General features: G+C 45.2%; 10 protein-coding genes. 7 read left to right on the top strand and 3 right to left on the bottom strand.

Going from position 1 to position 14,881, the window contains the following annotated elements:
* Positions 1-11: 11 nt before the first annotated feature.
* The 7 genes from LDX50_RS25870 (at position 12) to porN (ending at position 7,728) form a co-directional block, all read left to right on the top strand.
* Positions 12-1,145 (top strand): DUF4271 domain-containing protein, encoded by a 1,134-nt coding sequence (locus LDX50_RS25870; RefSeq protein WP_225699178.1) that lies wholly within the window; start codon positions 12-14, stop codon positions 1,143-1,145.
* A gap of 14 nt (positions 1,146-1,159) precedes the next feature.
* Positions 1,160-1,936, top strand: coding sequence for a uroporphyrinogen-III synthase (locus tag LDX50_RS25865; protein WP_225699202.1), 777 nt, complete (start codon positions 1,160-1,162; stop codon positions 1,934-1,936).
* A 118-nt stretch (positions 1,937-2,054) separates the two neighbouring features.
* Positions 2,055-3,011 (top strand): PorP/SprF family type IX secretion system membrane protein, encoded by a 957-nt coding sequence (locus LDX50_RS25860; protein ID WP_225699177.1) that lies wholly within the window; start codon positions 2,055-2,057, stop codon positions 3,009-3,011.
* 193 nt (positions 3,012-3,204) lie between these two features.
* On the top strand, positions 3,205-4,278 hold the full coding sequence (gene porK / locus LDX50_RS25855) for a T9SS ring complex lipoprotein PorK/GldK (protein WP_225699176.1): 1,074 nt from the start codon (positions 3,205-3,207) through the stop codon (positions 4,276-4,278).
* Between the two features lie 67 nt (positions 4,279-4,345).
* Positions 4,346-5,173: a type IX secretion system motor protein PorL/GldL gene (gene porL, locus LDX50_RS25850; protein WP_225699175.1), complete on the top strand. Its 828-nt coding sequence runs from the start codon at positions 4,346-4,348 to the stop codon at positions 5,171-5,173.
* Between the two features lie 54 nt (positions 5,174-5,227).
* Positions 5,228-6,817 (top strand): type IX secretion system motor protein PorM/GldM, encoded by a 1,590-nt coding sequence (porM, locus tag LDX50_RS25845; RefSeq protein WP_225699174.1) that lies wholly within the window; start codon positions 5,228-5,230, stop codon positions 6,815-6,817.
* Between the two features lie 8 nt (positions 6,818-6,825).
* Positions 6,826-7,728 carry a type IX secretion system ring subunit PorN/GldN gene (gene porN, locus LDX50_RS25840; protein ID WP_225699173.1) on the top strand — a complete coding sequence of 301 codons (903 nt, stop codon included), beginning with the start codon at positions 6,826-6,828 and terminating at the stop codon, positions 7,726-7,728.
* Positions 7,729-8,048: 320 nt separating this feature from the next.
* Here porN and uvrC read toward each other — a convergent pair whose 3' ends face one another.
* From uvrC to porW, 3 genes are read right to left on the bottom strand one after another with little or no spacing between them, the layout of a single operon-like run.
* Positions 8,049-9,884 carry an excinuclease ABC subunit UvrC gene (uvrC, locus tag LDX50_RS25835; RefSeq protein ID WP_225699172.1) on the bottom strand — a complete coding sequence of 612 codons (1,836 nt, stop codon included), beginning with the start codon at positions 9,882-9,884 and terminating at the stop codon, positions 8,049-8,051.
* Positions 9,860-12,175 carry a penicillin-binding protein 1A gene (locus LDX50_RS25830; protein ID WP_225699171.1) on the bottom strand — a complete coding sequence of 772 codons (2,316 nt, stop codon included), beginning with the start codon at positions 12,173-12,175 and terminating at the stop codon, positions 9,860-9,862. The genes uvrC and LDX50_RS25830 overlap by 25 nt, the downstream gene beginning before the upstream one ends.
* Complete coding sequence (porW, locus tag LDX50_RS25825; RefSeq protein WP_225699170.1) at positions 12,150-14,765, bottom strand: type IX secretion system periplasmic lipoprotein PorW/SprE; 2,616 nt, start codon at positions 14,763-14,765, stop codon at positions 12,150-12,152. Before porW ends, LDX50_RS25830 begins: the two co-directional genes overlap by 26 nt.
* Positions 14,766-14,881 lie beyond the last annotated feature (116 nt).

Raw genomic sequence — 14,881 nt, 5'->3', positions numbered from 1 at the left:
ATTGCACCCCAATGAAGCAAATCTTTTTCGGACTAATCTTTCTTCTTGCCGTAATGCCGGCCCGGGCTCAGACGGATACCATGAAAATTAAGGATTTGTCGGCCGAATGGCGCATGCGTTCATCACGTGACGGCATCATTCCGCTGATCAATATTGAATCTTTTTCCGGGAACTCCCTGTTTATCCCCATTCCGTTGTCGGAATACCGGGGCAATCTGCTGCGGCTTTATTCGGCAGAAGAAGTTTCTATTTTCCAGGGTGATAAGCTTCTGATGCTTTTTCAGGGCGAAAAATGGATGGATGTTGACAGTCTCAGGGAAGTTTACGGCGACTCGGTGATTTACACCTTATATAACAGGCGACTGAATCCGTATTCAATTTCGACTGAAATTTACCGGATTACCGATGTGCAGACATCCCGGATGATACGCAGCGACCAGGTAATTATCGATGCGAAGGAAAAATCAGATATCCGAAACGTGTTGATCTTTACCATTTTACTAATTCTGGCTTTTGCTACCGTCCTGTATTACTATTATCCGAGAATGGTGCGCGACTTTTTTCGGCTTACGCGGGCAGTGAGTTTGCGAGAGCTGGATGAGAATTTAATGAAGACCCGTCCGCTTTCGCTGGTTAATTTGTTTTTTTATTTACTTGAAAGCATGCTGGCTGCCTGGGTACTGTTCGTGTTGGTTCAGTATTCCGATTTCTACTACCGGTTTAATTTCATGCATTTCGAAGGATTCGGCAGGGGACTTTTTATCTGGGCAAGACTCGCACTGGTTATTTTTGGATTATTAATGCTTAAATATTTGCTGGTGCGATCCTTCAAGGCGCTATTCCATATCTCCGGATTTCTGAACAGTCACTTTTACAATTATATCAGGATCGGGCTCCTTTTTTATACAGTGCTTGCATTGTTCCTGTTTGCTGCCATTTTTACCATGCATATTGTGGATCCTTCCTTCTACAGAGGTCTCATGATCACGGTGTTAATATTGTTCGGGCTCCGTGCGGTTTTGATCTATTTTAAATTAATGAATGAATCGTCACATACGATTTTACATTTATTTTCCTACCTTTGCGCCACAGAATTGATACCCTTAGTAATTGTATTGTCATGGGGTATTAATCAAACAATGTGAAGGTAAGAATAGCTATGACTGATAAAGTGAAAGATAGAGTGCTTCCGGTAAAAAGTATTCTAGTTTCTCAACCCGAGCCCAAGGACGAAAACTCCCCCTACTTCAAATTGGCAGAAAAATATAATCTGAAAGTGGATTTCCGTCAGTTTATTCAGGTTGATCCTGTATCGATCAAGGAATTCCGAAAGCAGAAGATTGATATTCTCAATCATACAGCCATTATTTTTACCAGCCGAAACGCTGTTGATCATCTCTTCAAGATCTGTGAAGCGCTGAAAATTGAGATGCCGGCTGATATGAAATACTTCTGTATTTCGGAACAAACTGCGAATTACTTACAGAAGTATATCGTTATCCGAAAACGCAAGATATTCACCGGCCATCGTACGGCTTCTGACCTGCTGGAGATCCTCAAAAAGCACAAGAATGAGAAGTATCTCTTCCCCTGTTCAGACATCCGGAAGGATGATATACCGGAATTCCTTGCGGAGAATGGGTACCAATACAGTGAGGCGGTAATCTATCGTACAGTGGCCAGTGACCTGTCTGATCTGGAGGACGTTTACTATGATATTCTGGCTTTTTTCAGCCCCAGCGGCATTCATTCGCTGTTTGACAACTTTCCGGACTTCAAGCAAAACAACACCCGAATTGCGGCATTCGGTCCTACGACCGCCAAGGCAGTGCGTGATGCCGGACTGGTCCTGGATATTGAGGCGCCCCTTCCCAACGCTCCGTCGATGACTGGAGCCATAGAATTGTACATTAAGAAGGCTAATAATATTAAATAGCGTAAATTATTCGTTAATTTTAGTATAATCGAATACAATTTATTACGCCATTTAATTAGGGCGGCTTGAATGTAATGAGGAAAAAACTTTATATTTAAGTTCGCTTTTGAGTCATGTTATGCGAAAACTAATTTTTATTGTTTGTTTCGGGGCAACATTTTTTGGCCTTAGACCCGCTTTTGCCCAGCAGGATGCTCAGTTCTCATACTATATGATGAACAAGCTTTTCTACAATCCGGCCTTTGCAGGTACGGAAGGTTTAACCAAAATAACGTTGTTGCACCGTACACAGTGGGCGGGGTACAACAGCACCTTTGATGATGGAGGAGCTCCAACAACACAGGTGTTTAGCGTGACCTCACCGATTTACAAATTCAAAAGTGGATTTGGTGTACATGTTGTAAACGATAATCTGGGACCATTGAATAATCTGGAGGTCCAGGCGTCGTATGCGTATCATCTCGGTATCAAGAATTCGAAGCTCAGCTTTGGTGTTCGGATGGGGGTGTTCTCGCAATCGATCGGTAAGGGCGAATATCGCTTTATCGATTCCGACGACCCGGTGATCCTGAATAGTTCGGAATCCCAGGTTAGGCCTGATCTGGCATTAGGTGTTTACCTGAGGAATGAAAAATATTATGCCGGCATTAGTTTTAACCATTTGTTGAATTCAGAATTCGACTTCGGTGTGCCAATACGAAATGCACTCGAGACCCATGGTTATTTTATGTTCGGATATATTCACCGGGTAAATTTTGATCTGGTCCTTGAACCATCTGTGATGGTGTCTACCGACTTCAATGAATATAGTTTTATTCTGGGTGGTATGGCCTATTATAAGGAACAGATGTGGGGTGGGGTTACCTTTCGACAGTCTGAAGACATTAACGTCCTCCTTGGATACAATTTTTTAAAGGATAAGTCGTTAAGCTTTGGCTACAGCTTCGGTTATGTAGTCAAAGACCAGGACGCGAAGCAACCGACGACACATGAATTCTTACTTAGCTATCAATTACCGGTGAACCCCGGAGCTAGTAAACGTGTTGTTAGAACGCCAAGGTACAGACATGATTAGGTCTGTTTGAGAGGTATTTTTTACTGAACAAACCTGATAATTAACCATTTCGGTTTTACTGCAAAGTTCACTAAAAACATACATCTTCTAAGATTGAGCAGAATAATTTTTATATATTTCGATTGTAATTGGATTAATTAGTAACTGAATTTGACTTAAACCGACAAGTTAAAGTTTTTTAAAATAAAGTGTTATGCGTAAAGTTTCAAGACATTTGTTCTACTCCCTTTCGCTCCTAGCGGCGACTTTTTTGGGAGGTTGCGGGCTCCTCGGACTCGGTGGTAGCGGCGGCGACGGAGGAGAGTTGGTCGGCGTTCCCGGTCGAGAAGGTTGGCAGATGGTTCAACCCTACGGGATGGTTCCGATTCCTGCTGGTACGTTCCATATGGGACAGGCAGATGAGGATCCGGCTTCCACACAAATAAATTTTAACAAGCAGGTCACCATTGGTTCCTTTTATATGGACGATACGGAGATCACCAACAACGAATACCGGCAGTTTATCAACCATCTGCTCGAGGATTCAGTAAGTGTTCTCGGTGAAGAGACCATTATGACGGAGTACTATCCTGACACAACTGTTTGGGTACGCGACTTTGCGCATCATATGGGAGATCCGATCCAGGATTACTATTACTGGCACCCGGGATATGATGATTATCCGGTAGTTGGTGTAGACTGGGAAGCAGCGACTTTCTTCTCCAAGTGGAGAACAGCCTACTGGGCTGATTACCGTCGCAGCATCGGTGAAGTGCCTATGCCTTCATTCAGACTTCCTAACGAAGCTGAGTGGGAATATGCAGCCCGCGGTGGACGAGATATGGCGAAATACCCCTGGGGTAACCCGTATATCCGTAACTCCAAAGGATGTATGCTGGCAAACTTCAAGCCTGGTCGCGGTAACTATTATGATGATGGATTTGCCTATACAGCTGAAGTAGCGAGTTATTTCGCGAACGACTACGGTCTGTATGACATGGCCGGAAACGTATCAGAATGGGTACTTGATGATTTCAACCCTGCTTCTGTTCCGGTTGTATGGGATTTGAACCCGCAATACATCGATAAGCGTACTGATCCTACAAGTTCACAGTATGACCCCAACATATTCCCTAAGAAGGTAATTCGTGGTGGTTCATGGAAAGATGTGGCTTACTACCTGGAAACTGGTACAAGAACATACGAATACAAGGATTCGGCAAGAGCATATATCGGATTCAGGAATGCGATGACGCACCTGGGACGTTCTTCTGGAGGCGAATTCTAAACAATAATCAACCTACAAATTTTTTTAACTGACCTATATTCAATTTTAACCTTAAACCTTTAATAAAATGAGTACTAAAAAAGGCGGATTTGCAGCACTATTGTTCTCAACAGTAATGCCTAAAATATACGGTATTGGAGCTGCAGTAGTAATCGTGGGTGCACTTTTTAAGATCCTGCACTTACCCGGAGCTAACGAAATGCTTATGATTGGTCTAAGCACGGAGGCCCTAATTTTCTTCCTGAGCGCGTTTGAACCGCCTCACAAAGAAGTAGACTGGGCAAAAGTCTATCCTGAACTGGCAGAAGATTTCGAAGGAACTGTTCCTGCCCGTGTTTCAAACAAATCAAGTGTTCCTGCTTCACAGCAGCTTGACAAAATGCTTGAAAATGCTAAGATCGGTCCTGAATTGATCGATAGCCTTGGAAAAGGAATGAAGAGCATGGCAGAATCTGCTTCACGTATGTCTAATCTTGCAGACGCTGCAGTAGCGACTAATGATTATGCAGGTAATGTGAAGAAAGCTTCTGAATCACTGATCAATATGAATAAATCCTATGCTACAACTGCGCAGGCAATGGCACAATTTGCTGATGCTTCCAAAGATGCACAGGAATATCATACTCAGGTTGTTTCTGCAACTAAGAACCTAAGCCAGCTTAACAGCGTTTATGAAATGGAACTGAAGGATGCAGACAGTCATGTAAAAGCAATGAACAAATTCTACACTAACATGGCTGGTGCCCTCGACGGCATGACGCGTGCAGGTGAAAAGACTAAGGCATTTGCTAACGAACTTGATAAACTTACTGGTAACCTGACTTCATTGAACACGGTATACGGTAACATGCTAACTGCCATGAGAGGTGGAGCTAGTCCTGCTTCTAATCATTAATTTGCGGAAGTAACGTTTTAAACAAGACTTATTTTTTAATAAAACTTAGCAATAATGGCAGGTCGTAAAGAAACACCAAGACAAAAGATGATCGGGATGATGTACCTGGTACTTACCGCGATGCTTGCACTCAACGTAAGTAGCGCAGTACTGGACAAATTCACGATCTTCAATTCGACCCTGGAAAGTCTGGCAAAGGAGTCAGCGTCGGCAAACAACCAGTTGGTTGCCAACATCCAGGCGACGGTAACAGAAAAAGGAAACCGGGCAGCCGATATCAAGGCTCTTAAGAAAGCCCAGGAAGTACGTACGATGACCGCAGACCTCATCAAAGAGATGGAAGGTCTGAAGGAACAAATCGTATCGGAAACAGGTGGCCTCGACGAAAATGGAAACTTTAAAGCAGCCTCTGATGTAGAAAAGGTTGCCTCCATGATGCTTGCTCCTGATAAAGGAAAAGGCAAGCAGTTCGAAGCTGATCTGGATAACTTTGTGAAAAAACTTCAGGAACTCACAGGAAAGGAATTCCCTACCCTGACTCCGGATGCAAAGGACATGGATATGTTCAAAAACAACCCGGATCAGAAAAACAAGGACTTCCTCACCCTTACGTTTGCAGATGCGCCGATGGTAGCCGGTATGGCAACAATCAGCCAGCTTGAGACGCAGGTTCTTGAATATGAAGCAGATGCTCTTGGCCTGATCGCCGAGGAGGTAGGTGCAAAGGATGTGGAATTCACTACCATCGTTCCTTTGATCCGTCCGAACTCTAACGTTGTGGCTTCGGGTGCGAAATTTGAAGCGGAACTGTTTATTACAGCAGCGGCTTCAGGTGCCAACCCTGTATTCAAATACAATGGCAAGCAAGTAGAAAAGGGAGTAACTGAAGGTGGCATTGAATTCGGTAAGATCGAATTTACCGCCAGCGCTAACAATTACGATCCTAAGACACTCTTGTCTGAGCAGAGCATTACAGCAAGTATCGAACTGAATGATACCACATATAACATGGTTCACAAATATTTCGTGGCCAAGCCCGTGGTACAGGTGAAATCAGCTGCTTTGCAGGCCCTTTATCAGAATTGCGGTAACGAACTTGATATCCAGGTTCCGGCGCTTGGTACGTCATACAATCCTAGCTTCTCGTCTAACGACGCAGATGTCAGGAAGGGTAACCGTACCGGACTTGTAACCGTGATCCCTAAAGGACGCAGCAAGGTAAAACTGAATGTATCTAACAACGGTAGCCTGCTTAGTACGGAATCATTTGATGTGAAGAAGGTTCCGCCGCCGAATATCGTGATTACCTCAAGAGGTAAGCCGGTAACAGGTGATGGCGCTACAGCTGCAGCAATCAGTACGCTTACTGTAAGCGCAGAAGCTGATGAGAACTTCAAGCGTGAAGTGCCGAAAGATGCACGTTACCGTGTAAATAAAGTAACTGTAAAACTGGCCCGAAGCGGTCGTGCCGTGCGCACAGAAGACTTCACTACTGAGAACATTGACCTTCGTCAGTGGAGAAGCCAGCTTCGCCCCGGTGATGCAATAATTATCAATGTGGAACGTGTTACACGTAGAACCTTTACTGGTGAAAATGAGCGTGCACGTCCGTTAACTGAAATTTATACTATTCCAATTAACTAATCGGAAACATGATGAGTTTAAAGAAATTTTTTGCCGCAGTAATCCTGGGAGCCCTGGCGCTTCCCGGTTACTCACAGGTAAGTGAATTGGATCAGTACAATCCGAATTCCATCGATCCAATCCCTCGCTATGAGCACTTATTCAAGCGTCGGGTATGGAGAACGATTGACCTGAAAGAAAAACAAAACAAGGGCTTCTTTGCCCGTGGTGGTGAGATTACACAGTTTATTATTAATTCTGTGAGATCAGGCGAGCTGTCAGACATCTACGCCAATGATTCACTCACTACTCGTATCAGCAAGGAAGATTTCATGGATCGCCTGGTTTACCAGGAAGGTGTTGAGATCGAACAGTGGCAGAACGGTTTTGAGTATTATGAAGGAGACCGCGTGAGGTATAACGGAGTAACCTATACGGCTATCTTCGATGAGATTACTTCCGTGCCTTCAGAATCTCCGGACGATTGGGAAGCGACACCCGGATACGGTGCAGCAACCTTCTTCCTGCCGCGTCAGATCAGTAAAATCAGGGTAATGGAGGATGTGATTTTTGACAAACGCAGATCCCGCCTTTATCACAAAATCCAGTCGATGGAACTGATCGTACCTGGATCTGAAACACTTGATCAGGTAGAACTGAGCCTTGGAGTATTTAAATACAAGGATCTGCATAAGTTGTTCCGTGAGCATCCTGAATCCGCAATCTGGGTTAACAGGTATAACAGTGCTGAGAACAAGAATTTTGCAGATGCGTTTACACTCCGTCTGTTCCGCGCTTCGTTGTTCAAATATGAAAATCCCGACAACGATCCTATCGTGGATATGTACCAGAACCGTAAAGAAGCTGTTATGGCTTCCGAATGGTGGGAGATGCAGTTAATGGAGAAAGAGCATAATCTCTGGGAATATTAATTTCTTTAAACTCATCATTATCTCAAAAAAAAGGGAGTGGCTTTGCCGCTCCCTTTTTTTATTATGTATGCCCACGTTACCCGGTTATGCGCCGTACCTACCCCGAAGGGATGCCGTTGGCACGGCACGGTATATTTACATAACATCTTTTTCTACCAATGCGCTGTCCCTACCCCGAAGGGATCCCGTTGGGACAGGACGGGATTACCTACCGCCTGGCAATGTCCTATTCCCTACAGCCTATTCCCTATCACCTGATCAATGTCCTATTCCCTACAGCCTATTCCCTACCACCTGATCAATGTCCTATTCCCTACAGCCTATTCCCTATCACCTGCCCTAAAGTGTTCAGCAACAACCCTGGCCTTTGCCGTGCCCACGATCTGTTCCAGAGATTCCATAGGCGCTTCACGGATCTTTTTGACTGATTTAAATGCCTTAAGCAGCTTGTCGGCCGTTGATTTGCCAATACCTTCAATATCCTCCAGTTCGGTTTTAAAGGCATTTTTACTACGCTTATTTCGGTGAAAAGTAATGGCAAACCGGTGCGCCTCGTCCCTCAGGTGCTGTAAGATCATCAGGGACGGCGATTTCTTGCTGATGTGCAGGGGAAGGCTATCCTCGGGATAATATAATTCCTCCAACCGTTTGGCTATTCCTATGATCGGGACCCTTCCGTAAATGTCAAGGTCCTTCAATGCCTGACAGGCACTACTCAGCTGACCCTTTCCGCCATCAACCACGATCAGCTTGGGCAGATCGGATTCTTCTTCCAAAACACGCTTATACCTGCGGTAAACGATCTCCTGCATCGATGCAAAATCATTCGGCCCTTCGACCGTACGGATGTTGAAATGCCTGTATTCCTTCCTGCTTGGTTTCCCGTTCCTGAAACAAACCATCGACGCTACGGCATTAGAGCCTTGTAAATTGCTGTTGTCGAAACATTCTATATGATCAGGCACTTCAGAAAGGCGAAGATCCTTTTGCATTCGCAGTAATACTTCGCTGGGCGCTGTTGTCTCCTCAGCCGATTTCGTACGCTCCCGTTTCATCTCCAGGGCGTTTTTCAGTGACAGCGTAACCAACTTCTTTTTGTCACCTATTTTGGGGACAATGATCTCGTCTTCTTCTTCGAGTGAAAAGCGCACGTTGGTGATAATGGTTCTGTTGTTGCTTTCATGCTCCTCCCTCAGGTGCATTGCCGCAAATGCCAGGATATCAGCATCGGATTCCTCCAGCCGCTTTCGGATTTCCAGCGTTCTTGCAAGAATAATTGCACCATTAACTACCTGCATATAGTTGATGAATGCTACGTCGTCGGTACTAACGATCGCCAGCACATCGAGATCCGTAAGTTTCGGATTAACAACTGTCGATTTGAGCTGAAACCTCTCAAGCAGATCCAACTTTTCCTTGAACCGCTGCGCCCGTTCAAATTCAAGCTTTTCCGCTGCAGCCTGCATGTTCGAACGAAAATAACGGCTCACTACGGAGAGATTTCCTTTTAGAATATTTCGCGCCTGTTCGATTTCCTCATTATAATGCGCCTCGCTCTGAAGTCCTTCGCATGGCCCAAGACAGTTCCCAATATGATACTCCAGGCATACCTTGAACTTCCCTGCTTCAATATTCTTCTCGCTCAGATTTAGTTTGCAGGTTCGGATCGTATAAAGTTTCCTCAGCAGATCCAGCACACTCTTCATTGCCACAACACTGGAAAACGGACCGAAATATTCACCGTCGGAAGGCCTGAATTTTCGGGTACTGATAATCCTTGGAAAGCGTTCATTCAGAATACAGATATACGGGAAGGTTTTGTCATCCTTCAGCAGAATATTGTATTTCGGCTGATGGGTCTTGATCAGGTTATTCTCCAGCAAAAGTGCGTCGAACTCAGAATTGGCCATCGTAAAGGAAATGGCGGCCGTCTCATGTACCAGCTTTCGGGTTTTGCGATTCAGGTTGTGTGACTTCGTAAAATAACTGGCAACGCGTTTTCTCAGATCCTTCGCTTTGCCCACGTAGAGCATCACGTCTTCCCGGTTGTAGAATTTATAAACCCCGGGCTGGTGGGGGAGCTTATTACGCTCCTCCACATTAAATCGTGGTTCTCCGATTGAATCGCTGTTTATTGAATCTGTTCGAGATCCCACGGTTCCTCCACCTGTACTGAATCACTTTCATCGGTGCCGTACTGACTGCAATCAAGCTCTACATCGATACCTTCAGCGGGACGCTGGAAGGGAGCCTTCACATAGGAGAGCGAATCATCGGCGTAAATCTTGCGCATATAAATATCCCAGATTGGCCGCGCTGTCTTTGCTCCTTGTCCGTAATTCCAGTTACGGAAATGAATGCTGCGTTCATCGCCGCCAACCCAGACACCTGTTACCAAATCACGGGTAACCCCCACGTACCAGCCATCAGAGGCATTATTCGTGGTACCGGTTTTGCCGCCGATCTCATTGTCAATCTTGAGTTCAAGACTCAACCCCTGTGAGGTTCCGCCGCGTTCTTCCACACCACCCCGTAACATATAGAGCATCTTGTAGGCTGTTTGGGGGCTGATCGCCTGCCGTGTTTTAGGCACAAAATTTTCCAGTACGTTGCCATTCTTATCCTCAATCCGTGTGATATAGTAGGGCTCTGTATATAGGCCGTTGTTGGCAAATGTAGAATAGGCCCCTACCAGTTCGAAAACGGAAACATCGCTAACACCAAGACATAAGGCAGGCACGGCATCCAGATCGCTGTCAATGCCCACCCTGTGGGCAAATTCAACTACATTTTCGGGGCCGATCTGCTGCATGAGCTGTGCGGTCACGGTATTGATGGATCGCGCCATCCCCTCGCGTATGGTAAGCTTTTCCCCTGTACCGTAGGTGCCGTCTGAGTTGGGCGGCGACCAGGTAGGCGGATCACCCACTACCTGGAAAGTTGGTGAGGCATCGACCAGCTCATAGCATGGAGGATAACCATATTCAATAGCTGCACCGTACACAAAAGGCTTGAACGTTGAACCAGGCTGTCGTTTTCCCTGCCGTACATGATCATATTTGAAGTACTTATGATTAATACCGCCCACCCACGCTTTTATGTGTCCCGTGTGCGGATCCATCGACATCATCCCCGTTTGAAGGAAATGCTTATAATAATGTACCGAATCAAGCGGGCTCATCAGTGTGTCAATCTCACCTTCCCAGCTGAAAACAGTCATTGGTTTCTTTGTGGTCATTACAATCCGGAGGGAATCACTTCCCTCACCGTATTTTTTAACCAGGTTCCGGTAGTGTTCAGTTCTTTTGAAACGGCTTTCAACAAAGTTTGGAATGATCTTTCCCTGATCGTCAACCCATGGCTGCCGTCCGTCGAGATGATCATAGAAGATTTTCTGAAGTGCCCCCATATGCTCATTTACTGCGTCTTCAGCATGCTGTTGCATCCTGCTGTCGATAGTTGTGAAAATTCGCAGTCCATCCTCATAAAGATCGAGGTTGTTCTCGGCGCACCATTCCAGCAAATCCCGTGTGATCACCGTTCTGAAGTAGGTGGCAAGACCTTTATTCTGATTGGCAACGCTATACTTTGTCAGGTCTATGGGCAGATTTGCCAGTGAATCACGTTCTGCGTTGGTAATATGTCCATGCCGTTCTATCTTCAGCAGGACCTGATTTCGTTTAGAAAGGGAGTTGTCATAATTTCGAATCGGGTTAAAGGTGGTGGTTCCCTGCAGCAGTCCGACAAGCACGGCCGATTCCTGATAATTCAATTGATCAGGCTGCTTTCCAAAAAAGGTTTCAGCAGCAGTTTTGATACCATATGAGTTACTTCCAAAACTCACCGTATTGAAATACATGGCGATGATCTCTTCCTTGGTAAAGTTTCTTTCCAGCTGGGCTGCAATGATCCATTCCTTCGTCTTGATTATGATATCCCGAACTCCGGGCACCGAATAAAGTGTACCCTGATTTTCTGTCATTGTCCGGAATAGATTTTCGGCCAGCTGCATGGTTATGGTACTTCCGCCTCCGGCATAATTAAAGGTAAGCTTACCCACCACAGCACGCATCAGCCCCTGGAAGTCGATGCCCGAATGCTCATAAAATCGGTGATCTTCACTGGAAAGGAGGGTATTTACCAGCTCCGGTGATAATTGTTCGTATGTCACCTGTGACCTGTTAAAACGGAAGTATCTTCCCAGGACCAGTCCGTCTGATGAAATCAATTCGCTTGACAGGTCATTTTCGGGGTTTTCAAGTGCCCTCAGACTTGGCATTCCGCCATAGAGTCCGAACAGATCGACACTTACTGTATAAACATAAAAGGGAACAAGCAGCAGCAGACACAGACATATGATCCAGCTTATTCGGATAATCCAGCCGAGAATTCCCTTCCTGGAGGACACCGGTTCCTTCGTTTTATTGGCCTTGTTCGTAGATTCCATTCCTGTAGTTTTTATCAAAAAATTGCATGTAGGATGCCAAATCCCTGGACTGATACAAAATATCGAAATTGTCCTTTGTAATCACAAATGTATAACTTTTAGTTGTGAGCGTCGCAGGCGGGATTACGCCTTTCTTTTCAAATTCTTTAAAATACCGGTAAGCCTCCCGTCCGTTCTCGAAGGAACGCAGAATGGATACCCTCCGGTTCCCTTCCATCTGAAGCGTGGAAAGCTTCAGTTGTTGTTCATCCCAGTTGAGTGTATTGTAAAGTTGGATGGTTTCAGTCACGGCCAGTTGTTCACCTCCGTTCACATTATCATAAACCATTACAAAATAGTGTTCCTGGTTTCGGTTTTCGCTGAAAACCACTTCCTTTCTCGATGCAGCCGTATTGAAATTTTGTGACTTTTCAAGAAGCTCCTGGGCATAGGGTGTAATCGGGAAATCAGGATATTCCTGAATAAAGGATTCAAGCCGTCCCTCATACGTTTCCTTACTTTCATTTTTCGCCAGCACTAAAATCCGCAATAAATCCATCTGCGGAGTAAAGCTGGTTTCCGGCGAAACCTGAAGTGCACTGTCCAGTTTGTCGAGGGCGAATGCATATTCTCCCTGGTTGTATAATTGATAAGCCTGCGCATAGACCCTTTTTACAGCAGCGACAGCCTGTGAATTTTCCAGGTCGTAATTCGGATTTCTTATCAAATGTGCATATGTGGTGTTGGGGAATTCATTCAGTAGTTTTTCCTTGTATACCGATGCCTTTTGCGGGTCTGATTTTTCATGTATCAGGATGAGCTGGTATAAAACTTCCGGTACATGCTCAGATTCAGGGAATCGTTCAATGAGCGAAACAAAATTCAGGGTCGCATTATTTTCCTCCTCAAGATCAAAGTAGTAGATATTGCCAAGCCGGAAAAGTGCATTCTCTATGATCCCAAGGCTTTCTAGTTGTTCCTGCTTTGAGTATGGAATTGTTTCCATAAGTGCATTGGTGCGGTCTTCAAGCCGGGCCTCAATTGCGGCTGCCACTTCTTCCGGATCCTGCATTTCCACAGGAACATCGTCGTCGGCCTGTATGGCGGCCTGTTCATCATAATTTTTAAACACCTGTTTGTTCGATCTTCTCCAATGGTCTTCAAGAGGCCTGTCACCCCAGATACGCCGAAATTCCGATTGTCCCTGTGCCACTGCTGCCGGACTGTCGAAGTACCAGTTCGTCGAAGAGAATCCGGTGTTATTACCCAGTAAAATGTTGTTGTTCCTCCTGGCTGTCCTCTCCCGCTCTTTTTCAGCCCTTTCTTCTTTTTCCTGCTGGATACTGTCCTGTTGCTGAAGTTGACTACGAATCATCCTGCGCGTGCTCAGACTGTCCTGGCCTGCCAGAACGAGCAGGCTGTCCTGCAATTGAATCGCATCAATCTGTTCCACAAAATCTGCCAGAACCGCCTGTCTCCGGGCTATCTTTTCATAATCCTCGAAATCCTTCGGAAGGATCTGGATTGTGCTGTCATAGTAGGACTTGGCCAGGGAATACCTTTTCAGGCTGTCGAAATAGATCTGCCCCAGACGCAGGTATGATAATGACTTTTGGCGGTTGGCCTGGGTACTGGCACCCAACGCCAGTTTATAATTGTCAATCGCCTGGTCGAGGTTGCCCTGCTTCGCCTCGAATTCGCCCATTTCATAATAGATCTTATCGATGAACTGTTTATTTTTCTTGTCGGTCAGCAATTTTTCGAAAAGCTTTCTGGTCGATTTCACATCTGAAGCGCCTTTCAGTTCCGCAACCTGTGCCATACGGATGCGCGCATGAAAATCAAGTTCATATTCAGGATTGCTGCCGATGCACTGCCGATAATATCCATATGCTTCAGATTCAAAACCAAGTGATTCATAGACCTGGCCGATAATGAAATAAAGCCGGCCCTTGCCATCTTTGCGTTTGAGCAGCGGTGCGGCCTTCACCAGGTTTTGTACCATGTTATTCTCATCGTCTATCATTTGGTACATGTATGCACGATTGATATAGACTACCTTGGCTTCTTCTTTATTGAGCTTTTCCTTGTCAAGGTATCCTGAAACTTCCAGTCCGTTTCTGTACTCCCCGTCATCGGTATAAGAACGCATCAGGTAGGCAAGTGCCAGTACGCGTTCCCTGTCCTCTCCATTTTTAAAAACGTACTTGAATGTTTCTACGGCATTTACATAATCAGTATCGTACATGCGGGCAATACCAACGAGCAGGTAAGCATCGTCGACAAACTTGCTGTTTTTATGCCGTTCGATAGCGATAGACGCTTTTTTAATGGCATCATCACTCTGTTCCTTATACGAAAGCGCCATAACAGAATCATAGGGCGGGTAGATTCTCAGGATCTGATCATAGTTATTGTCATGATTGTCCTCAATGATCGATTCAATCTCGGCGATGCGGTTCTTTGCATAAAAAACAGCATTGAACCGCGCAGTCGTATTGTGATAACCTTTTGAGATCACGTTTTTACGTTCCGCGGAACAGCCTGACAACAGGAACAGCGCAAAAAATAAAGCACCGGAGCAAATAATTATACCGAAGCTGCGTATCAAATTAATAATGGTTTGAACAGCGTATGCATGCATTTTAAAAATACCACCTCTAAATTACTTAAATTATGGCAAGGAAGTTCATAGGAGGAAACGTAAAAAGTACCTCATTTCATACA

The sequence above is a fragment of the Fulvivirga sedimenti genome, assembly GCF_020328055.1.
Note: the sequence above shows the minus strand (reverse complement) of the source record. Positions and strands in the feature narration are given on the sequence as shown.

What these genes read in the sequence shown, in the direction of transcription:
- LDX50_RS25870 (WP_225699178.1), top strand. Translation starts at nt 12, where the DNA reads ATGAAGCAAATCTTTTTCGGACTAATCTTTCTTCTTGCCGTAATGCCG.
- LDX50_RS25865 (WP_225699202.1), top strand. Translation starts at nt 1,160, where the DNA reads ATGACTGATAAAGTGAAAGATAGAGTGCTTCCGGTAAAAAGTATTCTA.
- LDX50_RS25860 (WP_225699177.1), top strand. Translation starts at nt 2,055, where the DNA reads ATGCGAAAACTAATTTTTATTGTTTGTTTCGGGGCAACATTTTTTGGC.
- porK (WP_225699176.1), top strand. Translation starts at nt 3,205, where the DNA reads ATGCGTAAAGTTTCAAGACATTTGTTCTACTCCCTTTCGCTCCTAGCG.
- porL (WP_225699175.1), top strand. Translation starts at nt 4,346, where the DNA reads ATGAGTACTAAAAAAGGCGGATTTGCAGCACTATTGTTCTCAACAGTA.
- porM (WP_225699174.1), top strand. Translation starts at nt 5,228, where the DNA reads ATGGCAGGTCGTAAAGAAACACCAAGACAAAAGATGATCGGGATGATG.
- porN (WP_225699173.1), top strand. Translation starts at nt 6,826, where the DNA reads ATGATGAGTTTAAAGAAATTTTTTGCCGCAGTAATCCTGGGAGCCCTG.
- LDX50_RS25830 (WP_225699171.1), bottom strand. Translation starts at nt 12,175, where the DNA reads ATGGAATCTACGAACAAGGCCAATAAAACGAAGGAACCGGTGTCCTCC.